This window comes from Microbacterium sp. SD291 (genome assembly GCF_017355365.1).
Classification (GTDB): Bacteria; Actinomycetota; Actinomycetes; order Actinomycetales; family Microbacteriaceae; genus Microbacterium.
Map to the genome: position 1 here is coordinate 57,101 of NZ_JADIJR010000012.1, position 25,717 is coordinate 82,817.

Annotated in this window: 21 protein-coding genes and 2 pseudogenes; 9 read left to right on the plus strand and 14 right to left on the minus strand. The window is 70.1% G+C overall.

The genetic code is table 11. The features are described 5' to 3' along the window. The first annotated feature begins 12 nt into the window (after positions 1 to 12). From IPV10_RS08915 to IPV10_RS08925, 3 genes are read left to right on the plus strand one after another with little or no spacing between them, the layout of a single operon-like run. Positions 13 to 855 carry an ABC transporter ATP-binding protein gene (locus IPV10_RS08915; protein ID WP_207482908.1) on the plus strand — a complete coding sequence of 281 codons (843 nt, stop codon included), beginning with the start codon at positions 13 to 15 and terminating at the stop codon, positions 853 to 855. 33 nt (positions 856 to 888) lie between these two features. Then, complete coding sequence (locus IPV10_RS08920) at positions 889 to 1,923, plus strand: iron-siderophore ABC transporter substrate-binding protein (protein WP_207482910.1); 1,035 nt, start codon at positions 889 to 891, stop codon at positions 1,921 to 1,923. After that, entirely contained in the window at positions 1,920 to 4,013 is a 2,094-nt protein-coding gene (locus IPV10_RS08925) for an iron ABC transporter permease (protein ID WP_207482912.1), read from the plus strand. The genes IPV10_RS08920 and IPV10_RS08925 overlap by 4 nt, the downstream gene beginning before the upstream one ends. A 160-nt stretch (positions 4,014 to 4,173) precedes the next feature. On the opposite strand, the pseudogene IPV10_RS08930 reads toward IPV10_RS08925, so the two are convergent. Next, a pseudogene (locus IPV10_RS08930) lies at positions 4,174 to 5,016 on the minus strand (alpha/beta fold hydrolase). Positions 5,017 to 5,328: 312 nt separating this feature from the next. Between IPV10_RS08930 and IPV10_RS08935 the strand changes: the two are divergent. Beyond that, positions 5,329 to 6,108, plus strand: coding sequence for a TspO/MBR family protein (locus IPV10_RS08935; RefSeq protein ID WP_207482914.1), 780 nt, complete (start codon positions 5,329 to 5,331; stop codon positions 6,106 to 6,108). Between the two features lie 151 nt (positions 6,109 to 6,259). On the opposite strand, the gene IPV10_RS08940 is transcribed toward IPV10_RS08935, so the two are convergent. Beyond that, positions 6,260 to 6,931 carry a response regulator gene (locus tag IPV10_RS08940; protein WP_207482916.1) on the minus strand — a complete coding sequence of 224 codons (672 nt, stop codon included), beginning with the start codon at positions 6,929 to 6,931 and terminating at the stop codon, positions 6,260 to 6,262. Beyond that, positions 6,928 to 8,463, minus strand: a pseudogene (locus tag IPV10_RS08945) (DUF4118 domain-containing protein); the annotation flags it as partial. The gene IPV10_RS08940 and the pseudogene IPV10_RS08945, both read right to left, overlap by 4 nt. Before the next feature lie 611 nt (positions 8,464 to 9,074). On the opposite strand from IPV10_RS08945, the gene IPV10_RS08950 reads away from it, so the two are divergent. Next, the gene (locus IPV10_RS08950) at positions 9,075 to 10,373 is read left to right on the plus strand and encodes an RNA polymerase sigma factor (RefSeq protein ID WP_207482920.1); all 1,299 of its coding nucleotides are present in this window, start codon (positions 9,075 to 9,077) and stop codon (positions 10,371 to 10,373) included. Further along, positions 10,370 to 10,723 (plus strand): YciI family protein, encoded by a 354-nt coding sequence (locus IPV10_RS08955; protein ID WP_207482922.1) that lies wholly within the window; start codon positions 10,370 to 10,372, stop codon positions 10,721 to 10,723. Before IPV10_RS08950 ends, IPV10_RS08955 begins: the two co-directional genes overlap by 4 nt. Before the next feature lie 2 nt (positions 10,724 to 10,725). On the opposite strand, the gene IPV10_RS08960 is transcribed toward IPV10_RS08955, so the two are convergent. Together IPV10_RS08960 and IPV10_RS08965 are read right to left on the minus strand one after the other, a co-directional pair. Further along, positions 10,726 to 12,798, minus strand: coding sequence for an APC family permease (locus IPV10_RS08960; protein WP_207482992.1), 2,073 nt, complete (start codon positions 12,796 to 12,798; stop codon positions 10,726 to 10,728). A gap of 93 nt (positions 12,799 to 12,891) precedes the next feature. After that, on the minus strand, positions 12,892 to 13,251 hold the full coding sequence (locus tag IPV10_RS08965; protein ID WP_207482924.1) for a nuclear transport factor 2 family protein: 360 nt from the start codon (positions 13,249 to 13,251) through the stop codon (positions 12,892 to 12,894). Between the two features lie 110 nt (positions 13,252 to 13,361). Between IPV10_RS08965 and IPV10_RS08970 the strand changes: the two genes are divergently transcribed. Continuing rightward, a complete protein-coding gene (locus IPV10_RS08970) occupies positions 13,362 to 14,060 on the plus strand; it encodes a GTP pyrophosphokinase family protein (protein WP_207482926.1) in 699 nt (232 codons plus the stop codon). A gap of 126 nt (positions 14,061 to 14,186) precedes the next feature. On the opposite strand, the gene IPV10_RS08975 is transcribed toward IPV10_RS08970, so the two are convergent. Beyond that, positions 14,187 to 15,419, minus strand: coding sequence for an amidohydrolase (locus IPV10_RS08975; protein WP_207482928.1), 1,233 nt, complete (start codon positions 15,417 to 15,419; stop codon positions 14,187 to 14,189). A gap of 93 nt (positions 15,420 to 15,512) precedes the next feature. On the opposite strand from IPV10_RS08975, the gene IPV10_RS08980 reads away from it, so the two are divergent. Together IPV10_RS08980 and IPV10_RS08985 are read left to right on the plus strand one after the other, a co-directional pair. Then, positions 15,513 to 16,202: an META domain-containing protein gene (locus IPV10_RS08980; protein ID WP_207482930.1), complete on the plus strand. Its 690-nt coding sequence runs from the start codon at positions 15,513 to 15,515 to the stop codon at positions 16,200 to 16,202. A 110-nt stretch (positions 16,203 to 16,312) separates the two neighbouring features. Next, positions 16,313 to 17,815 carry a SulP family inorganic anion transporter gene (locus IPV10_RS08985; protein ID WP_207482932.1) on the plus strand — a complete coding sequence of 501 codons (1,503 nt, stop codon included), beginning with the start codon at positions 16,313 to 16,315 and terminating at the stop codon, positions 17,813 to 17,815. Between the two features lie 22 nt (positions 17,816 to 17,837). Here the strand turns inward: IPV10_RS08985 and IPV10_RS08990 are convergent, their stop codons facing one another. The 8 genes from IPV10_RS08990 to IPV10_RS09025 form a co-directional block, all read right to left on the minus strand. Continuing rightward, positions 17,838 to 18,533: a TrkA family potassium uptake protein gene (locus tag IPV10_RS08990; protein WP_207482934.1), complete on the minus strand. Its 696-nt coding sequence runs from the start codon at positions 18,531 to 18,533 to the stop codon at positions 17,838 to 17,840. Between the two features lie 20 nt (positions 18,534 to 18,553). Then, positions 18,554 to 19,918 (minus strand): potassium transporter TrkG, encoded by a 1,365-nt coding sequence (locus IPV10_RS08995; RefSeq protein WP_307861092.1) that lies wholly within the window; start codon positions 19,916 to 19,918, stop codon positions 18,554 to 18,556. Positions 19,919 to 19,967: 49 nt separating this feature from the next. Beyond that, positions 19,968 to 20,768 (minus strand): ABC transporter permease subunit, encoded by an 801-nt coding sequence (locus IPV10_RS09000; RefSeq protein ID WP_207482938.1) that lies wholly within the window; start codon positions 20,766 to 20,768, stop codon positions 19,968 to 19,970. Further along, on the minus strand, positions 20,761 to 21,699 hold the full coding sequence (locus IPV10_RS09005; RefSeq protein ID WP_207482940.1) for an ABC transporter ATP-binding protein: 939 nt from the start codon (positions 21,697 to 21,699) through the stop codon (positions 20,761 to 20,763). The genes IPV10_RS09000 and IPV10_RS09005 overlap by 8 nt, the downstream gene beginning before the upstream one ends. 48 nt (positions 21,700 to 21,747) lie before the next feature. Continuing rightward, the gene (locus tag IPV10_RS09010; protein WP_207482942.1) at positions 21,748 to 22,437 is read right to left on the minus strand and encodes a TetR family transcriptional regulator; all 690 of its coding nucleotides are present in this window, start codon (positions 22,435 to 22,437) and stop codon (positions 21,748 to 21,750) included. Positions 22,438 to 22,494: 57 nt separating this feature from the next. Further along, positions 22,495 to 23,118 (minus strand): HD domain-containing protein, encoded by a 624-nt coding sequence (locus tag IPV10_RS09015; protein ID WP_207482944.1) that lies wholly within the window; start codon positions 23,116 to 23,118, stop codon positions 22,495 to 22,497. 24 nt (positions 23,119 to 23,142) lie between these two features. Further along, positions 23,143 to 24,615 carry a sodium:alanine symporter family protein gene (locus IPV10_RS09020; RefSeq protein ID WP_207482946.1) on the minus strand — a complete coding sequence of 491 codons (1,473 nt, stop codon included), beginning with the start codon at positions 24,613 to 24,615 and terminating at the stop codon, positions 23,143 to 23,145. Between the two features lie 69 nt (positions 24,616 to 24,684). Further along, entirely contained in the window at positions 24,685 to 25,689 is a 1,005-nt protein-coding gene (locus IPV10_RS09025; RefSeq protein WP_207482948.1) for a LacI family DNA-binding transcriptional regulator, read from the minus strand. Positions 25,690 to 25,717 lie beyond the last annotated feature (28 nt).

Here is a 25,717-nt window from a genome sequence, read left to right on the forward strand (position 1 = left end):
AGGACGCCCTCCATGGAACACCTCGGCAGCGCCCTGCAGGGCGACTCCCTCGCACTCGGCTACGGCCGCACCCGCGTGGTGCACGACGTCTCGCTCCGCCTCACCCCCGGTCGCGTCACCGCCCTGATCGGCCCCAACGGCAGCGGCAAGTCCACGGTCCTGCGCGCACTCGCCCGCCTGCAGCGCTTCGAGGCGGGCCGAGTGACGGTCGGCGTCGACGGCTCGCAGCGTGACGCCGCCGCGCTCTCCGCCAGGGAGTTCGCGCGCACCGTGGCGATGCTCTCGCAGTCGCGTCCGCATCCGTCCGGCATCGAGGTGCGCGACGTCGTCGCCTACGGGCGTCACCCGCATCGCGGCCGGTTCTCCGGCGTCAGCGACGCCGACCGCGCGGCGATCGACCACGCGCTCGCCCTGACCGGCCTCGGCGCCATGGCCCACCGCGCCGTCGACCAGCTCTCCGGCGGCGAGCTGCAGCGGGTCTGGCTCGCGACCTCGCTCGCCCAGGAAACCGGCATCCTGCTCCTCGACGAGCCGACCAACCACCTCGACCTCCGCTATCAGATCGAGACGCTCGACCTCGTCCGCGACCTCGCCGACGACCACGGCACTGCGATCGGCGTCGTCCTGCACGACCTCGACCACGCCGCATCCGTCGCCGACGAGATCGTGCTGCTGCACCAGGGTCGCGTGCACGCGACCGGACTGCCGGCCGACGTGCTCACGGGCGAGAACCTCTCGCACGTGTACGGCCTGCGCATCGACACGGTCGTCGACGCCGAGACCGGGCGAGTGCGCGTGTTCCCCTACGGCCGTCACCACGACCGGCCGCGCCGCGCGCTCGCAACGACCTCCTGATCCCCGCACCCTCCCGAAACGACCGAGGAATCCATGAAGAAGACAGCTCTGTCCGCGCTCGCCCTGAGCGGCGCCCTGATGCTCGCCCTGACCGCCTGCGGCACCACGCAGCCCACCGCGTCCGCCGACGGCGGCAAGCCCGCGGAGTCTGCGAGCGCCGACTGCGCCGCCGACTCCACGGCGACGTCGACCGGACCGGTGACCCTCACCGACGCGTTCGACCGCACGGTCGAGCTCGACAAGCCCGCCGAGCGGGTCGCCGTGCTCGAGTGGCAGCAGATCGAGGACGCGCTCACGCTCTGCGTCACTCCGGTCGCCGTCGCGGATGCCTCGGGCTACAGCACCTGGGTCTCGGCGGAGGAGCTGCCGAAGGACGTCGTCGATGTCGGCACCCGCCAGGAGCCGAACCTCGACGCGCTGTTCGCCGCGGAGCCCGACCTCGTGATCGTCGAGGCGTACACCCGCGATGACGCGATCATCGCGCAGCTCGAGGAGTACGGCGTGCCCGTGCTCGCGACGCTGGGCGCGGATGCCGCCGACCCGATCGCGCAGATGCTGAGCACCTTCGACCTGATCGCCCAGGCCACCGGCCGCGAGGAGCGGGCAGCCGCAGTGACCGAGGAGTTCGAGGCGCACCTGGCCGAGGCGAAGGCCGAGATCACCGGCCTTGACGTCGAGGTCGACAGCTTCGTGTTCTTCGACGGCTGGGTCGACGGCAGCAACGTGTCGCTGCGTCCGTTCGGACAGGGCTCGCTGGTCGGCGAGGTCGGCGAAGAGCTCGGCCTCACCAACGCCTGGACCGGCGAGGTGGATGCCGCGTACGGCCTCGGCCAGACCGACATCGAGGGCATGACCGCCGTCGGCGATGCCAGCCTGTTCTACACCGGCACCGAGGAGGAGGACGGCAGCAGCTTCATGGATGCCGTCGAGACCAACCCGGTCTGGAAGTCGCTCCCCGCAGTGCAGGACGACCGTCTGCAGGCGTTCCCCGCCGGCCTCTGGACCTTCGGCGGACCGCGCTCGACCGAGCTGATCATCGACGCCTACCTCGAGGTCCTCGCCAAGTGACCGGCACCCGGCTCCCGTCCGTCGCCGAACCGTCGTCCGCGCCCGGCCCCGCCGGGCCCGCGACGGGGTCCACGGCGACGGACGGAGCCGGGCGCACCGCCGGGGGAGTCCGCGCTCTCGGCGTGCTCCTGACCCTTGCGGTCGTGCTCGCCGGCGTGAGCGTCTGGCACCTCTCGCAGGGCACCAGCGGCGCCGGCTTCGAGGACGAGGTGATCCTGTTCGGGTCGCGGATCCCGAGGCTCGCCGCGGGAACGGCCGTCGGCATCGCGCTCGGCGTGGCCGGCGTGCTGCTGCAGTCGCTCGCACGCAACGCGCTCGCCTCCCCCGACACGCTCGGCGTCACGGCGGGTTCGTACCTCGCCGTCACCGCGGTCTCGGCGTTCGGCATCGCCATCCCGGTGTGGGCGTCCGGTGCCGTCGCCTTCGCCGGCGGGATCGTCGCCGCCGGCATCGCGCTCGGGCTCGCGGGAGGAGCCGGGTCGTCCACCACGCGGCTGATCCTCGCCGGGTCGGCGCTCGCGCTGGCGTTCCAGGCGTGCACCTCGACGCTGCTGGTGCTCTTCGACGAGGAGACCAAGGGCCTGCTCGCGTGGGGGAGCGGCAGCCTCTCGCAGCTCGGACTCGACGCGTTCCTGCAGTCGGCACCCGTCGTCGTGGTCGTCACGATCGCCGCGATCCTGCTGTCCCGCCGCCTCGACGTGCTCGCCCTCGGCGACGACACCGCCTCGTCGCTCGGAGTGCCGATCCGCTCGACCAGGGTCATCGGCATCCTGCTCGCGGTCGTCCTGATCGCCGTCTCGGTGACGCTCGCAGGTCCCATGGGGTTCGTCGGGCTCTGCGCCCCGGTGCTCGCCCGCCTGCTCGCGCGCGTCGTTCCGAGCCTCAACCGGCACGCCCTGCTGCTGCCGCTGTCCGGCCTGATCGGCGCGGTCGTGGTCATCCTCTCGGATGCGCTGCTGCGCGCGATCATCGGCGCGGAGGCGGCGATCGCGGTGCCGACCGGCGTCGCGACGACTCTTCTCGGCGCCGTCGTGCTGATCCTGATGGCCCGTCGGCTCCGCGACTCCGGCCCGACCAAGGAGCCCCCGAGGGTGCGCTTCGGCGTGCGCAGCGGGCGCCGCTTCCTCGTCGTGCTGATCGTGTCCATCGCCGCCCTCGGCGGAGCCCTCGTGCTCGGACTCCTCGCCGGCAGCACCTGGCTGCTCACGGGCGACATCGCGCTGTGGCTGCAGGGGCAGGCTCCGCCGCTGATCTCGTTCTCGCTCGACGAGCGGGCCCCGCGCGTGATCGCGGCGCTCGTCGCCGGCGCCGCGCTCGCCCTGTCCGGCAGCATCTTCCAGGGCGTCAGCCGCAACCCGCTCGCAGACCCCGGCATCCTCGGCGTCACCGGCGGCGCGGGTCTCGGCGCGGTGCTCGTCGTGACGAGCGCCGTCGCCTCGACGGCCGGCATGATCGCCGCGGCGCTCGTGGGCGCGCTGCTGGCGTTCGCCCTGGTCTACGGGCTCGCGTGGCGGGGAGGCCTGAACGCCGACCGCTTCATCCTGATCGGCATCGGCGTCTCGTACGGCACCACGGCGCTGACCACGTTCTTCCTGGTCCGCGCGAACCCGTGGGACACCCCGAAGATCTACACCTGGCTCTCCGGCACGACCTACGGGCGGATCTGGGATCAGGTCATCCCGGTCGCGATCGTGCTCGCGATCGCCCTGCCGCTGGTGTTCGCCGCTCGGCGGGAGCTCGACGTGATGTCGCTCGACGAGGACACCCCTCGCCTGGTCGGCATAGGCCTGGAGCGGACCAGGCTCGTGCTGCTTCTGGTCGCGGCCGTGCTCGCCGCGTTCAGCGTGGCCGCTGTCGGCGTGATCGGCTTCGTCGGTCTGGTCGCCCCGCATGCCGCCAGGGCCCTCGTCGGCGCCAGGCACACCAGGGTGATCCCCGTGGCGGTGCTGCTCGGCGCGGTGCTCGTGACGCTCGCCGACGTCGTCGGACGCACCGTGATCCAGCCGGCGCAGCTCCCGGCCGGGCTCGTCGTCGCGCTGCTGGGTGCCCCGTACTTCGTGTGGCTGCTCTGGCGGTCGCGCGACGCCTGAGCGCGTCGGCATCCTGTCGCCGAGATCCGGACAACCGCTCCAGATCCGGAGAATCCGGCGGATTCCATCCTGCTCTCGCGCGGTCGACCGGATCTCGGGATGACGTCGAGGCCCCGGCATCCGCTCCAGGGAGTGCAGAGCGGATGCCGGGGGCGCGCCGTCACCTGGCGAGGAACTCCGTCAGCGCGGCGTTGACCTCGTCGGCGTGGGTCCAGAGCAGGCCGTGGGGGGCGCCCTCGATCTCGACGTAGTCGGCCTCCGGCACCGCCTGGTGGAAGCGGCGGGCCGTGACGTCGATCGGCAGGATGTTGTCCTTCGTGCCGTGCAGGATCAGGGTCGGCTTGCCGGACGCGCGCACCGCCTCGACGTCACCGCGGAAGTCCTCGATCCAGGTCGGGACGACCGCGTAGGCCGCGACCGGGGCGCTGGTGACCGAGAGGTTCCAGTTGGCGTCGACGACCTGCTGGCTGATGCGGGTGCCGAGATTCTCGTCGAGGTTGTAGAAGTTCTTGTAGAACTCGGTGAACCAGGCGTACCGGTCGCCCTTGGCGGCTGCCTCGATGCCGTCGAACACCTCCTGCGGGACGCCCTCGGGGTTGTCTTCGCGCTGCACGAGGAACGGCTCGAGCGAGGCGAGGAACGCGAGCTTCGCGACGCGGTCGTGACCGTGACGGGCCACATAGCGGGCCAGCTCGCCGGTGCCCATCGAGAAGCCGACGAGCACGACGTCGCGCAGATCGAGGGTCTCGAGCACGGTGTTCAGATCGGCGGCGAAGGTGTCGTAGTCGTAGCCGGCGTTGACCTTGGACGACTGGCCGAAGCCGCGGCGGTCGTAGGTGATGACCCGGTAGCCCTGGGCGAGCAGCTCGTGGGTCTGGCGCTCCCAGCTGTGTCCGTTCAGCGGTTATCCGTGGATCAGGACGACGGGCCGGCCGGCTCCCTGGTCTTCGTAGTAGAGCTCGATCGGGGTGCTGTTCTCGGTGCCGACGGTGACGTGGCCCATGATCCTGATCCTTCCGGGTGAGGGTGAGAACGATCGTTCCCACCCGATGTCCCAATCTAGATAACGGCATCGACTGCTCGCCGTCCAGGGCCCCTCTTCGCGTGCATCCCCGTCACAACTCCGGAGAAGTGGGGTGTTTTGGCCGGTTTCGGGGTGTGCGGCCCCGTTCGAGGGGTGAGTCTCCGGAGTTGTGGCGCGAGCGGCGATGACGACTCGGGCTCGGAGCCGAGAGTTTAGCTAGCCTGGCTAGCGTTTCCGCCAGCGGGAGTCAAGGTGGGTGCGCCCGGGCGCCCGCCGACGTAGGTTGCGAGCATGGAATCCCGGACGCAGGACATCGCCCGCCAGATCGCCGTCATCGCCTCGGCCTGCTTCATGCTGGTGGCCGCGGCCGTCGGATCCGGCGCGTTCGGGGGTACTCCGGTGAACGAGCTGCAGGGTGGCGCGCTGTCGGCACAGGGCTCCTACCTCGCACCGGCAGGCCCCGCCTTCTCGATCTGGTCGCTGATCTATCTCGGCCTGATCGCATACACGGTGTGGCAGGCGCTGCCGGCGCGACGAGCCGATGAGCGTCAGCGCGCGGTCGGCGGATGGATCGCCGCGTCGATGGTCCTGAACGGGCTGTGGCTCGTGACGGCGCAGTTCTTGTCGCTGGTGATGACGGTCGTCGTGATCGCGCTGCTGCTCGCGACGCTCGCCAGGGTGATCGTGATCCTCGGGCACAGGCGTGCGCGCAGCTGGTCCGAGCGCCTCCTGGTCGACGGTGCCAGCGGACTGCACTTCGGCTGGGTCACGATCGCCACAGTGGCGAACACGGCCGCCTGGCTCACGCAGACAGCCCCCGCGAGCTGGGCCGATCAGGCCGAGATCTGGGCCGTCGCGGTGCTGGCGGTCGTGCTCGTGATCGGCGTCGCCACTGCGCTCGTGACCAGGCGCATCGCACCCGCCCTCGCGACGGCGTGGGGCCTCACGTGGCTCGCGGTCGGACGCCTCGCGGGCGAGCCGGAGAGCACGATAACGGGGATCGCCGCGATCGTCGTCGCCGTTGCGCTCGTGGTGGCCGGAGTCGCCGCCGTTCTGCGCCGTCGACGATGACTGCACGTGCGCCCGAGATCCGGTCAACCGCCCCGGATGCGGAGGATGCAGGGAAGATCATCCGGATCTCGAGCGGTTGACCGGATCACGGCGTGAGGAGAGAGGGGTGCGGAGCCGGCACCGGACGCAGGGGACCGGAGGGAACGGATGCTCAGAGCACGAGCCGGTAGCCCATGCCCGACTCGGTGAGCAGGTGCACGGGCGCACTCGGCTCGCGCTCGAGCTTCTTGCGCAGCTGCGACATGTACAGGCGCAGGTAGCCGGAATCCGAGACCTGCTCGCTGCCCCAGATCTCCTTCAGCAGGTCCTGCCTGGTGACCAGGGCTCCCGGATGCCGGGCCAGATGCTCCAGCATCCGCCACTCCGTCGGAGTCAGGTGCACCCGGGTGCCCGCCCGCGTCGCGGTCTTGTCGGCGAGATCGACGACGACATCTCCGAAGCCGACCGTCGACTCGCCGCCGGTGGCGAGGCTTCGGCGGGAGAGCGCGCGCAGGCGAGCGAGCAGCTCGTCGATCTGGAACGGCTTGGTCACGAAGTCGTCGGCGCCGGCGTCCAGCGCCTCCACCTTGTCGGCGGAGCCGGTGCGACCGGACACGACGATGATCGGCGCATTCGTCCATCCGCGCAGGGCGTGGATCACCTCGATGCCGTCCAGACGCGGCATCCCGAGATCGAGCATGATGACGTCGGGATGCCCCTGCGCGGCCAGTGCGATGGCGGCCGCTCCGTCGCCGGCGGACACGACGTCGTAGCCGTGGGCGGAGAGCGTGATGCGCAGCGCGCGCACCATCTGCGGGTCGTCATCGGCGATCAGAAGCTTCACTTCGAGTCCTCCTGAACCTCGACCGCGAGAGGCATCGCGACGACCATCGTCAGGCCGCCGCCAGGGGTGTCCTCGGGGGAGAGGCTGCCGCCCATGCCCTCGGCGAAGCCTCGCGAGAGTGCGAGGCCGAGGCCGAGGCCGGTGGTGTTGTCGGTGTCGCCGAGCCGCTGGAATGGCTGGAAGATCTCGTCGTGCCGGTCGGCCGAGACGCCGACCCCGTGGTCGATGATCCGGATCTCTGCCTGGTCGGAGGCCCGGTCGGGTGCCCGGTCGGGTGCCCGGTCGGAGGCCCGGTCGTGCGCTCGGGACGTGGCGACCACGACGTGCGTGCCGGCCGGTGCGAAGCGGTGGGCATTCGCCAGCACGTTCACCAGGATGCGCTGCAGCAGCACCGGATCGGCGAACAGCGGCGGGAGGTCCGGGTCGAGTCTCAGCTCGACGTCGGACGGGCCGAGTCCCAGCTCGTCGACGGCGGCGAGGATACTGCCCGCCGCGTCGATCCGCGAGGAGGACACCGCCAGCACACCCGCCTGCACGCGGCTGACATCGAGCAGGTCGGTGACGAGCGCGGTGAGCGTCGTGAGGCTCTCGTCCGCCGTCGCGAGCAGCTCGTCGCGATCGCCCGCGGAGAGCTCGCCCGAGCCGCGCAGGCCGCCGATCGCGGCGACGGCGGCGGAGAGCGGGCGGCGCAGATCGTGGCTGAGTGCCGAGAGCAGTGCGCTGCGCACCTGGTCGGTCTCGGCGAGTGCCTCGGCCTCTCTCGCGGTCGCGCGCAGATCGGTGTGCTCGATCGCCGCGGACAGCTGCGCGACGATCGCGTCGAGGAGCCGCCGGGACGGCGCGTCGAGCGGATGCCCGTGCAGTTCGAGCACCGCGCGCGGATTCCCGTCGACCGGTGCACCCACGGGGACGCTGGTCATCCGGCCGTCACGAAGGGGCTCCCCGTCGCGGGCGAGCACCTCGCCGTCAGCCGTGACCAGGCGAACCCCGCTCAGCCGGAACGACTCCCGCGCCCGGCTCACCAGTGCCTGCGCCGCATTCTCGCCCCGCAGCACGTTGCCTGCCACCGCCGCGAGCAGCTCGGCGTCGGCTGTCGCACGGTTCGCGGCGCGGGCACGACGTGCGGCCTGGTCGACGATCAGGCTGACCAGCACGGCGTTCGCGACGTACAGCAGCAGCGCCACGACGTGCAGCGGATGCTCGACGGCGATCGTGAACTGCGGGGCGACGAAGAGGAAATCGAGGGTGATGCCCGAGAGCACAGCGGCGAACACGGCCGGCGGCAGCCCGCCGATCAGGGCGACGACGACCACGAGCAGCTGATACGACAGCACCTCGGCGGTGATCGACTCGGGGCTGCGCATCGAGAGCAGCAGCCAGGTGAGCAGCGGCCCGCAGACGAGTGCGACCACGAAGCCGGTCAGCTGGCGGCGCCACCCGAGCGCGCCGCCGGCGATCCGGGGCAGCGCCAGTGTGTCGGTGGGGAGGGGGCGAGCCCCCGTGTGCCGCGGCATCCGATCTCCGCTCATTCTCCGCATCCTATTGCGCAGTGTGCGCGCGCACGTGCAGCCGTGCGGCCGCCCGAACTGCGATTCAACCTGCTTCCGGTGGGCGAGGGGGTGATCCTCACGACATCCATACGGCGTCATCCGCGGCCCATACGCGATGCTCACGACGGCGCAGCGGGCGAGGAATTCTCAGCGGATGGTCTCGCGGTTGTCGCATCCGGCCTCGGGCGTTCGTGGTGCAGGTAGAAGGGCGACGGATCCCGGTCGCCAGCAACGGACGCGAGGCGCGGTGATGGCATGTACGACGACCCGACGACGGCGATCCTTCTGTACCGGCTCGACGCGCAGAAGGCTGAGGAGAACATCGCGCGGCGGCGCGCGGTGCACGCGCGTCGTGTGCGGATCGCGCCACTGTCGCTCCGGACGCGCGCTCGCCGCAGCTGGATGCGGGCCCGCCTCATCTGGCGCCGCGCTCGCCGCAGCAGGACGCGCGTGCCTTTCCGGGGAAGCGCAGAAGCGCGATGATCGTGTTGACGGCGGGCGCGGAGCGGAGCAGGGTCGTTCGAGCGGAGGGAGACAGCGCGAGTGAGGCGACGTCGAGGCCCGATCGAGGAGCATCGTCGAACGGTGACGCCATGAACGCGGATGCCGGTGAGCCGGCGCGCGACGACGTCGAAGCGCGCATCGCGCAGGTCTACCGCGAGGAATGGGCGCGCATCGTCGCGGGTCTCACCCGGCGCTGCGGCGACCTCGACCTCGCCGAGGAGATGGCGGCCGAGGCGTTCGCGTCCGCCGTCGAGCGGTGGCCGGGCGAAGGCCTGCCGCCCAACCCGGGCGGCTGGATCACGACCACCGCCTATCGGAAGGCCATCGATCGGCTCCGTCGCGAGTCGTTCCGCGACGCGAAGCAGAGGGAGGCTCTGATGCTGCATGATCCGGAACCGCCCGAGCCGACGGGACCCATCGAGGACGATCGCCTTCGCCTGCTGTTCACGTGCTGTCATCCGGTGCTGTCGCTCGAGGCCAGGGTCGCGCTGACCCTGCGGATCGTCGGCGGCCTCACGGTCGAGGAGATCGCGCGGGCCTTCCTGATGCGGGAATCCGCCGTGCGGCAGCGGATCACGCGGGCGAAGGCGAAGATCAAGACCGCGAGGATCCCGTACCAGGTGCCGGCTGCCGAAGATCTCCGGAGCCGGGTGGACGGCGTGCTCGCCGTGCTGTATCTCGTCTTCAACGAGGGGTACTTCGCTTCGGGGCCGGAGCTGCCGGCGCTGCGCGGCGAGCTGACGGCGGAGGCGATCCGGCTCACCCGGCTGGTCGGGGAGCTGCTGCCCGGCGACACGGAGACCGCAGGGCTGCTCGCGCTCATGCTGCTCAGCGAGGCGCGCTCGGGCGTGCGGCTCACGGACGACGGAGAGCTGATCCGGCTGGGCGACCAGGACCGCGGCGCGTGGGATCGCGGGCTGATCGCCGAGGGGCTCGCGATCCTCGATGGGCTGCGCGGAGAGTCCCCCGGCCGCTACGAGCTGCTCGCCCGCATCAACGCGGTGCACGTGACCGCGGCCGTCGCCGACCGCACCGACTGGGCGCGCATCGTCGAGCTCTACGAGCGCCTGGAGCGCATCGACCCCAGCCCGGTCGTGACCCTCAACAGGGCGATCGCCCTCGCCGAGCGGGACTCGCCGGAGAGCGCGCTCGTGCTCGTCGACTCGCTGCGCGACCCGCTGGAGGGCTTCCACGCGTTCCACATGACGCGGGCCGAGCTGCTGCGCGCAGCGGGCAGGCCGGCACAGGCCGTCGAGGCCTATGACCACGCGATCGCACTGGCCGGCAACGCCGGCGAGATCGTCCACCTGACCCGGCGCCGCGATGAGCTCGCGGTGCCACCAGCGCCCCGGAAACCCGGGGGCCCAGCGAACGGAGAGAGCAGATGAGCAATCAGTACCTCGTGATCCACATGACCGACTCGACCGGCATCCCCCTTCCGCGTTCCGAGGACCAGCGGATCCTCGGGGAGTGGGCGGAGGAGGGGCATGCCGCGGGAAGACTGGGCGAGGGTGCTCCGGTCGCGGGCCCCGAGGAGGCGAAGTCGGTCGCCGTCCGAGACGGGAAGGTGCTCGTCACCGACGGCCCGTTCCCCGAGTTCAAGGAGTGGTTCGCCGGCTACGACCTCATCACCGCAGACTCGATCGGCGAGGCCGCCGCCTACATGGCCAAGCATCCGACCGCTCTGCTCGGACGGGTGTACATCCTCCCGGTCGTCAAGCTGCCCTGGGAGGAATGAGGTCACTCCGACGGCGGTCCCTCCGGCCGGTGCGCGCGGCGCCCCGACACCACCACGGGGCGCCCGGCGCGCTCCTGGCCCGGCACCGGACGCGATCGGCGGCCGTAGATGAGCTCTGACGAGTCGAGCAGCCACGGCACCAGCGTGATCGAGACGCCGTGCACGAGCATGAGCTGGTTCGCCATCCGCCTCGCGCGCCGGTTGTGCAGAAGCGATTCCCACCAGTGGCCGACGATGTACTGCGGCAGGTAGACCGTCACGACGGAGGAGCCGTGCTTCTCGCGGTACTTCCTGATGAACTCCGAGATGGGCTGCGCGAACGACCGGTACGGCGACTCGACGATGATGAGCGGGATCGGCATGAGGTGGTCGGCCCACTCCTGCTGCAGCTCCGCGGCCTCCTGCGAGGACACGGCGACGTGCACCGCCAGGGTCTTCCCGTGCTTCGCGGCGATCGCGTATTCGACCGCCTTGACGACCGGCTTCTGCAGCCGGTTCACCAGCACGACCGCGACATCCCCCTTCGCACCGAAGTGCGTCGTGTCGTCGATCGCGATCTCGTGCTCGACGTCGCGGTAGTACCTCTTCACGCCCATCATCAGGAACGCGAGGATCGGGATCGCGAAGAACACCAGGTACGCGCCATGGGTGAACTTCGTCACGGTCACGATCACCAGGACCAGCACGGTGAATGTCGCGCCCATCGAGTTGATCACCAGGCCCGCCCTGGCCGAGCGGCGGTCGGATGCCGTGACGCCGGCACCCTTCCCGTCGGTGCCGCGAAGGAGGCGCCGCCAGTGCCTGACCATGCCGATCTGGCCGAGCGAGAACGAGACGAACACGCCGATGATGTACAGCTGGATCAGCGTGGTCAGCTGCGCGCGGAAGATCACCAGCACGGCCATCGCGACGATGCCGAGCGCGATCATGCCGTTCGAGAACACCAGCCGGTCGCCGCGGGTGTTCAGCGCCTTGGGTGCGTAGCCGTCGCGGGCGAGCACGGAGCCGAGGAGCGGGAAGCCGTTGAACGCCGTGTTCGCGGCGAGCAGCAGGACGCACGCGGTCGCGGCCTGGACGATGAAGAACAGGATGCTGCCGCCGCCGAACGTCGCCGCGGCGATCTGCGCCATCAGGCTGGGCTGCGGGGTCGTGCAGTCGAAGCCGATCAGGTCGCACGGGTTCTCGGCGTAGTGGACGCCGGTGATCAGCGCGAGCGCGGTGAGGCCGGCGAACAGGCAGATCGCGATGGACCCCATCAGCACGAGGGTGGCCTGGGCGTTGCGGACCTTCGGAGTGCGGAAGGCGGGGACGCCGTTCGAGACCGCCTCGACGCCGGTGAGGGCGGAGCATCCGCTCGAGAACGCGCGCAGCACGAGCAGGATGACGGCGGCCTGGCTGAGGTCCTCCGCGTGCACCGCGAACTCCGCGCTGGACGCGACCGGGGCGTCGCCGAGGAAGGTGCGGAAGAGACCGGTGGCGATCATGAACCCGACCGACCCGATGAAGACGTACGTGGGGATCGCGAAGACGAGGGATGCCTCGCGCACGCCGCGCAGGTTCACGATGATGATCAGGATCACGAAGCCGACGGCGAGCTCGACGCGGAGCGGGTCGAGTGCGGGGACGGCGGAGATGATGTTGTCCACGCCGGAGGCCACCGACACCGCGACTGTCAGCACGTAGTCGACCAGGAGGGCCGCGGCGACGACCACGCCGGGGATCTCGCCCAGGTTCTTGAACGCGACCTCGTAGTCGCCACCGCCCGACGGGTACGCCTTGATCAGCTGGCGGTAGCTGAGCACGACCACGGTCAGCAGCACCACGACCGCGACGGCCACGATCGGGGTGAACGACAGGAAAGTCAGCCCGCCGATCAGCAGGATCATCACCAGCTCCTGCGGCGCGTACGCCACAGAGCTCAGGGCGTCCGAGGCGAAGATCGGCAGCGCCATGCGCTTCGGCAGCAGCTGCTCGTCGACCTGTTCGGACGTGAGCGGGTCGCCGATCAGGATCCGCTTCGCGAGCTGCGGGGTGTCCGCGCTCTTCGTGGTTTCGTCTGGCACGTCCGGCGACATTACGCCGGAGAACGGCATCCGGACGCGATCCTCACGGTTTCCCTACGGGTTGCCTCACGACCCTGACGAAATCCTTACGAGTGCTCCGGGAGCTCAGCTCCCGTGCGGGCGCGGCATGTACCACTCGGTGAACTCCGCAGCCCGCCCTGTGTCGTCGAGCCGGATCACCCAGAGGTTCAGATAGTCCCGCTCGTCCGGGTACTCCGTGCGGCCCTGCACCAGGACGAACCCCTCGTGCTCCTTCACGACCTCCCATTCGAACGTCCAGGATCCCGGCTCGTCGAGGTCCTCGAGCCAGCCGCCGACGATCGCCTCGCGGCCGACCCTGGGCTCGGCATCCGGACTCGTGAGATAGCGGGCGTCCTCGCTGAAGAGCGCCCCGATCTGATCCGGGTCGTTGGATCGCCACGCCTGCACATAGTCCTCGACCCACTGCTCGCCTCTGCTCGTCATGACCACAGGTCTAAACCGGAATGAGCGATCAGGCAAGGCCCTCGCGTCCGGGTCCGCGCACATGGCGGACACACAGCCGTTTCCGATCACGGATGCGTAACGTCGATGACATGACCACGGTTCCCGTCTACGAGCGCGCGATCACCGAGGCGAAGGAGCTCCGCGACGAGTTCCAGCGCTTCCTCCGTGAGTACGAGTTCGGCATGCGCGAGGTGGAGACGAAGATCTCGATCCTCCGCGACGAGTTCACGCATCACCACGCGTACAACCCGATCGAGCACGTCAAGAGCCGGCTGAAGTCACCGGACAGCATCGTCGAGAAGATCGCCCGCAAGGGCATCGAGGAGCCGGACTTCGAGCGGATCCGCGAGGAGATCACCGACATCGCCGGCGTGCGCGTCACGTGCAGCTTCGTCGCCGACGTGTACCGCCTCTTCGATCTGCTCACCGCGCAGGACGACGTCACCGTGCGCACCGTCAAGGACTACATCGCGCACCCGAAGGACAACGGCTACAAGAGCCTGCACGCGATCATCGAGGTGCCGGTGTTCCTGTCGACCGGAGCGCTGTCGGTGCCTGTCGAGGTGCAGTTCCGGACCATCGCGATGGACTTCTGGGCGAGCCTCGAGCACAAGATCTACTACAAGTTCTCGAACCAGGTGCCCTCGCACCTCGTCGAGAGCCTGTCGGATGCCGCGGAGGCCGCCGCCGAACTGGACAGCCGGATGGAGCGCCTGCACCGCGAGGCGCACGGCGTCCCGCAGCGGCAGCTCGCCCCCGCCCCGCCGCCGCACATCGTCCAGGTGTAGCACGCCTCGAGGTGCGAGGAGCGGCTTGCGTGCGGGGTCAAAAGTGCATCCGCGCGAGCCGATTCGGATGCTCTTCTGGCCCCGCAAGCGCGCGACCTCAGGTCGGGGCCGGCGCGCGGGATGCCGCTACGCCAGGAACTCGCGCGCGGCCACAGACAGCGCTGTGACGCCGACCTCGATCGTCGGATGGATCTCGGGGGAGAAGTACGGCGAGTGGTTCGTCGGGATGTCGCTGTCGAGCGTGCCGGCTGCTGCCGCCGCAGCGAACTTCTCGGGGTCGACGCCGCCCCAGAACCAGAACACCAGCGGCACGCCGGCGTCCCGCGCGAACCATGAGACGTCCTCGCTGCCGGTGAACATCCCCGGGTCGATCACGGATGCCTCGCCGAGGACGCGCTGCAGAGCCGTGGTCACCCGCGCCGTGGCATCCGCGTCGTTGATCGTCGGCGGCAGCGTGTGGTCGGTGCGGATCTCGGGTTCGCGCTCGGCCCCGGATGCCGCAGCCTCGGCGCGCACGATCCGCTCGACGCTCGCGAGCACCTTGGCACGGCCCTCGTCGTCGGCGTAGCGCAGGCTGAGCTCGAGCTTCGCCTCCGCCGGGATGATGTTGTTCTTGAGGCCGGCGTGGATCGAGCCCACCGTCACGACGCCCACGCCGCGGGGATCCACCTCCCGCGACGCGATGGTCTGCAGGCGCATCACGGTCGCCGCGGCCATCACGATGGGGTCGATGGTCGAGTGCGGGCGGGATCCGTGGCCGCCTCGCCCGTGCAGGGTGACGGTGAGGCCGTCGGATGCCGCCATCTGCGTACCGGGGCGAACGCCGATCGTGCCCGCGGGGAGCGGGGTGACGTGCTGGCCGAGCACGATGTCGGGCTTCGGGTAGCGGTCCAGGATGCCGGCATCCAGCATCGCCCTCGCGCCTGCGCCGTACTCCTCCGCGGGCTGGATGAGCACGACGACCGTGCCAGACCAGGAATCGCGCTCGGCGACGAGCCTCTCGACGGCGCCGATCATGGCGGTCACGTGCATGTCGTGTCCGCAGGCGTGCATCACGGGCACGATGTTCCCCGCGGGGTCCACTCCGGTGGCGGTGCTCGCGTAGGCGCGACCGGTCAGCTCGGCCACCGGCAGCGCATCCATGTCGGCCCGCAGCCAGACGACGGGGCCGTCGGTCCCTGAGCCTGTCGAAGGGTTGCGCAGCACGCCGACGACTCCGGTGACGCCGACGGCCTCCTCGACCTCGAGTCCCAGATCACGCAGGTGGCCGGCGGCGATGCCGGCGGTGCGGGTCTCCTGGAACGACAGCTCCGGGTGCTGGTGCAGGTCGGTGTAGAGCGCTTCGAGGTCGATGGCCATGCGCTGAGCTTAGCCGCGGACGCGAAAACCCTTCGGGGCGGAGGGGGAGGTACGCTCGGTCGCACGATGTTCGTTGCGCGGGAGGGGGTCGTCATGTCACGGTCACCCGATGACGTGCACCCGCCGATGGCCCAGGAGGCGGTCTTCGTCCTGTGGACGACGGTCGCCGCCGTGCTGCTCATGGTCGCCACCGTCCTGGTGATCTGGCTGGCCGCCGTGCCTTGGGGGCCGATCGTCTGCGCGGCGATCTCGTCGCCTGCACCCCATTGCATCTTCGAGAATCGCGTAGGCACGGGCGCGGTCGTCACGGTGGTGGTGGTCGCGGTCGGGCTTGCCACGGCATCCGCGTCGATCCTCCGCCGACGGGGGCATCGTCTCGGCGTGCGGGTCGGGCTCGTCCTCCTGGCGATCCTGCTGTTCATCGCCTACCCCGTCGTCGCCTGGTCTCCGGGATTTCCGCTCGCCGGCGCCGGCGCCCACGGCCAGTCAGCGCAGGCGGATCCAGCCGGCAGGTGGGTGAGTGAGGACGGGGGAGAGGCATACCTCCTCGTCACAGCGGTGGGCAGGCTGGAGGGGTTCGACGGCTGCAACGGCTTCAGCGGCTCCTGGTCGCGTTCGGATGCCGGTGGGCTCATCGTCTTCGACGACACGGTGATGTCGCTGATGATGTGCGACGGCGTCGACGATTGGCTCACACGGGGGAGGTTCGCCGTGTCCGAGGACGATCGGCTGCGGATCCTGGACGAATCGCACACGACGATCGGCACGCTCGTGCGGGACTGATGCGGGGCCGGATCAGGAGGGGAGCGCCAGCCGGTGACGAAGATCAGGCGCGCCGGACGCCGCGGCTAGGCTGGAACCGCCTCACTCGAGGCGATCACCCCGGGAGCACCATGACCATCGTGTCGTCCGACGATCGTTCCCGCTATCGGGCGAACCCCACGGTGCTCGCGGCGCTGAAGAGCCCGCGCCTGCTGACGCGCGAGGTCCTCGCGGGCCTCGTGGTCGGCCTCGCGCTGATCCCGGAGGCGATCGCGTTCTCGGTGATCGCCGGCGTCGACCCGAGGGTGGGACTGTTCTCCTCGTTCATCATGGCGGTCGCGATCGCCTTCCTCGGCGGACGTCCGGCGATGGTCACGGCGGCCACCGGCGCCGTCGCGCTCGTGGTCGCGCCGATCGCCCCGCAGTACGGGCTGGACTACCTGATCGCGACGATCATCCTCGCCGGTGCGTTCCAGATCCTGATGGGCGTGCTCGGCGTCGCGAAGCTCATGCGGTTCATCCCCCGCAGCGTCATGACCGGCTTCGTCAACGCGCTCGCGATCTTCGTGCTCAGCTCGCAGTTCCCGCAGCTGATCGACGTGCCGTGGCTGGTCTACCCGCTGGTCGTGCTCGGCGTCGTGGTCATGCTGCTGATGCCGCGCATCACGCGCGTGGTCCCCGCGCCGCTCGTCTCGGTGATCATCGTGACCGCGGTCGTGCTGGTCTTCGCCCTGAACGTGCCGACGGTCGGCGACCAGGGCGAGCTGCCGCGCAGCCTCCCCTCGCTGTTCCTCCCAGACGTGCCGCTCACCTGGGAGACCTTCACGATCATCGCGCCGTTCGCACTCGGCGTCGCGCTGGTCGGGCTGATGGAGTCGCTGCTCACCGCGAAGCTGGTCGACGAGATCACCGACACGCACTCGCGCAAGTCGCGCGAGTCCTGGGGGCAGGGCGTCGCGAACGTGCTCTCCGGGCTCTTCGGCGGCATGGGCGGCTGCGCCGTGATCGGCCAGACCATGATCAACGTGAAGGAATCGGGCGCGCGCACCCGGATCTCGACCTTCTGCGCCGGCGTGTTCCTGTTCCTCCTCGTCGTCGTGTTCGGCGACTTCGTCGCGACCATTCCGATGGCCGCGCTCGTCGCGGTGATGATCATGGTCTCGATCGGCGCGTTCGACTGGCACAGCATCCGTCCTTCCACCCTCCGGCGGATGCCGAAGAGCGAGACGTTCGTGATGGTCGCCACGGTCGTCCTGGTGCTGATCACGCACAACCTCGCGGTCGGCGTCGTCGGCGGGGTGCTCGTCGCCTCCGTCCTGTTCGTGCGAAGGGTCGCGCACTTCGTGACCGTCACGAGGACGATCAGGGCGGATGCCGCGCACTACGTCGTCGACGGCGAGCTGTTCTTCGCCTCGAGCAACGACCTCACCACGCTGTTCGAGTACGCGGACGACCCGGAGCGCGTCGTGATCGACCTCTCCGGCTCGCACATCTGGGACGCGTCGACGGTGGCGGCGCTCGACGCGATCGAGACGAAGTACGCGCAGCACGGCAAGCGCGTCGAGCTGATCGGCCTGAACGACGACAGCGGATCGTTCCACGGGCGCCTCAGCGGCGGCTTCCCTCCCGCGTGAGCCGCCGCGCTCCGGGCGGGGGTCAGCGCAGCTGGGCGAACCGCTCCACGCTCGTCGTGGGCCCGACCACCAGCACGACGTCCCCGTCACCGAGCACGGTGTCGGCCTGGGCGTTGGTCCAGGTGCCCTTCCTGGGGCGGTACGCGGCGATCGTCACCCCGTGCGCGTCCCTGACGGCCGCCTGCGTCAGCGTGATCCCGTGCAGATGCTGCGGCGCGACGGTCTTCACGATCGCGTAGCCCTTGTCGATCTCGAGGTAGTCCGCGGCGGCACCCCTCACGAGATGGGCGACGCGGCGGCCCATGTCGGTCTCGGGTGAGATCACCCTGTGCACGCCGAGCTGCTCGAGAACCGCGCCATGGCGGCTGTCGACCGCCTTCGCCCAGATCACCGGGACCTTCATCTGCAGCAGCAGCGAGGAGGTGAGGATGGATGCCGTGATGTCGGAGCCGATCGCCACGACCACGCGGTCGAACTCGCCGATCGCGAGCTGCTGCAGCACCTCCAGCCGCGTCGAGTCCGCTCGCACCACCTGCGTGAGCGCCCCGTTCAGCGACTGGACGATCTGCTCGTCGGCGTCGATGCCGAGCACCTCGGTCCCGGTGGCCATGAGTTCGAGCGCGAGGGCCGTGCCGAAGCGGCCGAGACCGATGACGGCGACGGAGTCGGCCTCCGCGATGCGGCGTGCGTCCTGTCCGAACGAGAGGAACTTCGGCATGTGCGGTCCTTTCTGAGGGGTCACCCGATCGCCGGGCGTTCCTTGGGCAGTTCGTAGGCGACCTGGCGTTCGCGGAACGCCAGCGCCGAGCCGAGTGTGAGCGGGCCGAGCCTGCCCAGGAACATGAGCAGGATGAGGATGAGCTGGGCGGCATCGGGCAGGGCCGCGGTGATGCCGGTCGACATCCCCACCGTCCCGAACGCCGAGACGACTTCGAACAGCACGCGGTCGAGGTCGTGGTCGGTCATCGCGAGGATCGCGATCACGGCGCCCATCACGGCGGCGATGGCGACGAGGACCACCGTGATCGCCTCGCGGTGCACCGCGCGGGAGAGGCGCTTGCCGAACACGTTCACGGTGCCGCTGCCGCGGAGCTCGGCCCACATGATGAAGAAGAGCACGGCGAACGTCGTCACCTTGATCCCGCCCGCGGTGCCGGCCGGTCCGCCGCCGATCAGCATCAGGACGTCAGTGCCCAGCCAGGTCTCGTCATGCATCTGGGCGACGTCGACGGAGTTGAACCCCGCCGTGCGCGCCTGCACGGAGTGGAAGAAGCTGGCGAGGACGCGCGAGGCCGGGTCGAGGGGGCCGAGAGTGCCCGCGTTGTCCCACTCCATCAGCGCCGTGTAGACGGTGCCCCCGACCAGGAGCACGGCGGTCGCCGCGAGCACGATGCGCGTGTTCATCGTCCAGTGCAGCGGGACGCGGAACTCGCGGCGCAGCTGGCGGAGCACCGGGAAGCCGAGACCGCCGAGGATGATCGCCGCCGAGATCGGCAGGCACACCCACGGGTCGGACACGAACCCCATCAGGCTGTCGGTGTACAGGGCGAACCCGGCGTTGTTGAACGACGAGACCGAGTGGAAGACGGCATGCCACGCGGCGCGGCCCACGTCGTAGCCGTATCCGGTCAGGAACCGGACGAACAGCACCACGGCCACCGCCGCCTCGATCGTGAGCGTCGTGACGAGGATGCCGACCGCGAGGCCGCGCAGGTCGCCGACGCCGTCCGCCTTGGTCTCGGCGCCCGTGAACATCCGCGAGCGCACCGACAGCCTGCGCGCGAGCGCCAGCCCGATCAGCGCCGCGAACAGCATGATCCCGAGTCCGCCGAGCTGGATGAGCACGAGGATCACGACCTTGCCGAACGGACTCCAGTACACCGGGGTGTCCACCACGATCAGTCCGGTGACGCAGACAGCCGACGTCGACGTGAACAGCGCATCGATCACGCCGGTCCATGTGCCGGATGCCGACGACACGGGGAGCATGAGGATGAGGGCCCCGACGATGATCGCCGTCCCGAACCCGATGGCGATGGCCTGAGCCGGTGCCAGACGCAGGCTCCGGGAGAGCCTGCTGCGGGCGGAAGTGTGTGAGGCCACGAAGAAGGACATTACTCCTCGACGTGGCCTCCGCCGCCATCCGGCCCGGTCAGCCCACGACATCCCTCCGTCTCAGCACCCATGCGCTCGCTGCCACCAGCACGAGGACGCCGGCCCACAGTGCCGCGCAGCCGGCCGGATCGCAGCCCTCGGTGAGGGGCGGCCGGTGATACGCCCAGGAGTACGGCGACAGGAAGCGCAGCCACTCGGCATCCGCCACCTGATTCGCGATCGCGTTGAACGCGTACCCGGCGACGGCGATCCCCGCCCCGGCGGCGACCCCGCGGGAGCGGCGGCCCGTGAGCGCGCCGACGAACAGCGCGACGCTGCCCGCGAGCATCGTGAGGCCGATGAGGGCGACAGTGGCATCGACGATCCGCGCCGGCTCGATGTCGAGCGACGCGGACTCGTTCAGTGCGAGCACCACGACGCCGGCGAAGGCCCCGAGCCAGAGCAGGCGGATCAGCATGGCCGCGGCCATCTCGAGAGCGTACGGCACCCGTCCGATGCCGTGGGCGAGATCCAGCTCGAGTCGACCCGACTCCTCCGCCCCGCCGATCGCGCCTGCGCCCCAGCTGATCGCGGCGATCGTGAGCAGCAGGAAGCCGATCAGCCCGTAGAACGTGCCCTGCGCGTAGCCCGCGCCGGTGCCGATCTGGTCGTAGCCGAGCGTCTTCACGAGCTCCGGGGGAAGGCTCTCGATCATCTGCTGCATCTGCCCGTCGCCGCCGATGCTCGGGAACAGCGGCAGGTACATGAACAGCACCGCGGCGATGCCGATCGTCCACCCGAGGAGTCCGCGCCAGGTCTCGCGGAGCTCGCGACGGAGCACCGGAAGCGGCCTACGCATGATCCGCCCCCTCCGCCGGCGGCTGCGGACTGCCGTAGAGCCGCAGCACCGATTCCTCGAGATCCGGCTCCTCGACGGAGAGATCCAGCAGCCGGTGGCGGGCGATCGACTTCACGAACGGGTCGATGTCGCCCTCGACGGTCGCCGAGAGGCGCACCGAGCCGTCGGCCCTGGCGATCTCGAGGTCGGCGAGATGCGGGAGGTGCGCCAGCTCGCGGCGCAGCTCCTCCTCGGAGACGTGCTCGAACCCTGCGCGCACGCGGCGGATGGCGCCCAGCCGGAGCGACGCGACGTTCCCCTCGGCGACGATGCGGCCGGCGCTCAGGACGGCGACGGAGTCGGCCGCCTGCTGGATCTCGCTGAGCACGTGCGAGCTCAGCAGCACCGTCTGGCCTCGGCCGCGCGCCTCGCGCACGAGCTGGAGGAACTCGCGCTGCACCAGCGGGTCGAGCCCGCTCGTCGGCTCGTCGAGGACGAGGAGCTCCGGCTCGTGCATGAACGCCTGCACGATGCCGAGCTTCTGCTTGTTGCCCTTCGACAGCGTGCCGACCCGGCGGCTGAGGTCGAGGCCGAGCCGCTCCGAGAGCAGATCGATCCGGCCGGCCGGCACAGGGCCAGACGCCTGGGAGTAGAAGTCCAGCATCCGCCTCCCGGTCATCCGTCCGTCCAGGCGCAGCTCCCCCGGCACGAAGCCGATGCGCCGGCGCAGCGCCGCGCCAGCGGACCGCGGGTCCTGTCCGAGCACGCGGACCGCGCCGGAGGTGGGGCGGATGATGTCGAGGATCATCCGCAGGGTGGTGGTCTTGCCTGCGCCGTTCGGGCCGATCAGGCCGAAGACGGAGCCCGGCTCGACCGAGAGGCTCAATGAGTCGACGGCGGTGCGGCGTCCGTATCTCTTGTGCAGGCGGGTGAGGTCGATCGCAGGGTTCATCGTCCCTGCTCCTTTCAGGTCGAGAACGATCAGGTCACGGAGCACGCGTCAGCGCGGCGGATCCGGGTCCTGATTCGGGTCGTTCTCGCCCTTGTCCGAGCGGGGACCGCTCCGGCGCCGCAGCGCTTCGCGGGCGGCTACCAGCAGACGGTCGTCGGTGTAGAGGCCGTGGGTGAACATCTCGAGCACCGGCAGGGTGGACCGCTCCATCACGGCGGTGGTCAGGCCCTCCTCGCCGAACGCCCTCGCCAGATGACGCTGGAGGAGCACCGGGCCGAGGCCGTAGAGCGTCACGTACACCGCGATGACGTCGAGATCGTCCTGCGGGCGCATCATCCCTTCGGCGATCTGCTGCTCGAGCATGTCCCTGGTGCCGGCGACGAAGGCGTCGAACAGGTGATCGGATGCCGGGGACGAGTCCACCAGCATCCGCGTCAGGTACTCCAGCAGCGGTGCGTAGCGGGCGGGCGAGTCGAGCGCGGCGCGCATCATGTCGGCCGCGGCGGTGCCGGCGAGGGCCGCCTTGTCGCCCATGAAGGTCGCGACGACGTGCGCGTCGCAGGCGTCGCGGAGCGCGTCCTTGCTGCCGAAGTGGTGCACGATCAGTGCGGCGCTCACGTGCGCCTCGCCGGCGATCTGCCGGAGCGTCGTGCCGTCGAACCCACGCCGGGCGAAGCATCCGATCGCCGCGTCGCGGATCCGCGCGCGGGTCGTGAGATCCTCCGATGCTGAACGCATGTTCAGAAGTATAAACAGGTGTTCAGTCTCGGCGGAAGGGGGTCTGCAGCGCCTCGGTCAGCCGTCGAGACCGCGGGCCACCCGCAGCCACGGCTCCGATGCGTCCGGACGCGCGGCCGGCCCCCGCGCCTCGCCGTCGCAGCGCACCACGATCGCCCAGTCGTCGAGGGACGTGCCTGACGCCTCGAGCCGCTCCCGCAGCCGGCGCACCGCTCGCGGGCTCGGCGCGCCCTGCACCGAGTGATGGGTCATGTGCGTCTCGATGATGGCCGCCACCGCCGTGGTGAGCGGACGCGGCAGCCCGAGCCGGCGGCCCATCGCCCGGAACAGCTCGGCGCCGCGCTCGGCGTGGCCGTGCGAGGTGATGCGGTCGCCCTGACGGCGTGTGGTGTCCGGCTTGCCGACATCGTGGAACAGCGCCGCGATCACGAGCCGCTCTCTTCGCTCTTCATCGAGCTCGTGCCGCACGGCGTGCGCGGCCGCGAGGTCGGCCGCCCACAGCGAGTGCACGAGCACGTCGCCCTCCGGATGCCACCGAGGGTCCTGCGGGGTTCCCGCCAGCGCCGCGAGCTCGGGGAGATCGTCTGTCAGCCCGCGCTCGCGCAGCGTCGGCGACGGCACAGGCTCGGCCAGCGCGATATCACGCAGGACGATGCCGAGTCGCCGGTCGTCGCCGCTCATCGATCCGCTCCCGCCTGTGGCAGGTCAGCCGCGCTTCACGCCCTCGCGCCCGGCGAGCGGGATCGCGCCCGTCACGCTGCGCTCGTCCTCCCAGCACTGGATGCCGGTCACCTCCGGCATCCGCGCCCTCGTGAAGACGGGGTCGAGTCCTGCGCGGCGTTGATCGGAGTAGTCCTTCAGCAGCTTGAACGCGATGCCGGAGAGGAGCGCGATCGCGATCAGGTTGATGATCGCCATGACCCCCATGATCCCGTCAGCGGTGTTCCAGATCAGGTCGGCCGAGGCGATGGACCCCAGGAACACGACGGCCACGACGACGACCCGGAACGCGGTGAGCACCGCGGGCTTCGAGTTGATGAACTCGATGTTGGACTCGCCGTAGTAGTAGTTGCCGAGGATCGAGCTGAACGCCAGCAGGAAGATGATCACGCTCAGCAGCACGTTCGACCAGGAGCCGAGCGAGTCCACCATGGCGTTCTGCGTGAGGGCGATGCCGCGCTCGGCGTTCGCGAGGTCCGGCGTCGCCACCAGCACGATGAACGCCGTGATCGAGCAGACCAGGAAGGTGTCGAAGTACACGCCGAGGGTCTGCACGAGGCCCTGCTTGACGGGGTGGGTCACGGCGGCGGTCGCGCCGGCGTTCGGGGCGGACCCGAGACCCGCCTCGTTGGAGAACATGCCGCGCTTCGCACCCACCATGATGATCGCGCCGATCGTGCCGCCGGCCACCTCCTGCGTGCCCCACGCCTGCGTGTAGATCGAGGCGAAGACCTCGGGCAGCCGCTCGATGTGCAGGCCCACGATCACGATTCCGACGATCAGGTACAGCAGCGCCATCAGGGGCACGATCGCCTGCGAGAACGAGGCGATCCGGCGGACGCCGCCGAAGATCACGAGCGAGGTGAGCACCGCGAGGACGCCGCCGACCACCCAGGGGATCCAGCCGACCTCACCGCCGAAGCTGGACGAGATCGTGGCGCTGATGGTGTTCGCCTGCAGGGAGTTGAACGACAGCGGGAAGCAGAGGATCAGCACGACGGCGAAGATGATGCCCATCCAGCGGGCCTTCAGGCCGTACTGCATGTAGTAGGCGGGACCGCCGCGGAATCCGTCCTTGTCGCGGACCTTGAAGGCCTGGCCCAGCGTCGACTCGATGAAACTCGAGGCCCCGCCGATGAAGGCCATCGTCCACATCCAGAACACCGCACCGGGTCCGCCGATCGCGATCGCGGTGCCGACGCCGGCGATGTTGCCGACTCCGACGCGGGATGCCGCCGAGATCGTGAACGCCTGGAACGCCGAGACCGACTGCGGCTCGCCGTCGTCGCGCAGCGGCGTCTTGTTCGTGAGCGTGCGGAACATCTCCGGGATCAGCCGGAACTGCACCACGCCAGATCGGGCGGTGAAGTACAGGCCGAGAACCACGAGGATCGGCAGCACCGCCCAGGTCCAGAGCCCGTCGCCGGCTGAGAGCACGAAGACGTTGAGCGAATCCATGCGGATCAGTATGGCGCATCGGATGCCGTTGTCGAGGGAGAACCGTGACGCGGGCCCGATCCGGCCGAATCACACCCTGGCGGTCGTCCCGCGGACGTTCAGCTCGTACGGCAGCGCGATAGGGGCGCGGGTCGACCCATCCTCCGTGAGCTTCGCGAGCACGGCATCCGCTGCCCGCTCGCCCTGACCGAGCGGGAACTGGTCGACGGTGGTGAGGCGGAAGAACTCGCCGAGCTCGTGACCGTCGATGCCGACGATGGAGAGTTCCTCCGGCACGCCGAAGCCGAGGTCGCGGGCGGCGAGGAGCGCGCCGATCGCCATCTCGTCGGATGCCGCGAACACGGCCGTCGGGCGGGGGCCCGGTCGGCCGAGCAGCTGCTTGGCCGCGCGGTAGCCGCCCTCGACCGTGAAGTCGGCCGGTTCGAGGAACGCCGGGTTCAGCGGGATTCCGGCCTTCGCGAGCGCCTTCTCGAAGCCGAGTCGCCGGTTCGTCGGGATGTGGAAGTCGATGTCGAACTCGGGGTTCGCGCCGATGTGCGCGATGTCGCGGTGCCCGAGTCCGATCAGGTGCTCGGTGGCGAGCTGGGCCACCGCGACGTCGTCGACCGTGAGGGTGTCGAGCTTCGGGTTCGGACCGCCGATCGCGATCACCGGGAGCCCGAGGTCGAGCAGGTACTGCGTCTCGTCCTCGTCGAGCTCGATGGACACGGCGATCACGGCATCCACCCGCTGGCGGCGCAGGAACGTGTCGAACACGTGACGGCGCACGTCCTTGTCGGCGGTGATGTTGTACAGCGTGATGTCGTAGCCCTCGCGCATCAGCGCCGCGGAGACGCCGGAGAGCACGGTGCTGAAGAACCAGCGGTCGAGGAACGGCACGACGACGCCGATGTTGCGGGTGCGACCGGAGGCGAGACTCGACGCGCGCGACGACACCACGTAGCCGAGCGACTGCGCCGCCGCCTTCACGCGCTCGCGTGCGGACTCCGAGACCTGCCCTCGCCCGCTCAGCGCGCGGGAGACCGTCGCGGTGGAGACTCCGGCGAGCCGGGCGACCTCATCGATGCTCGCCATGACTTCTCTCTTCTCGGGTCTGAGCCGT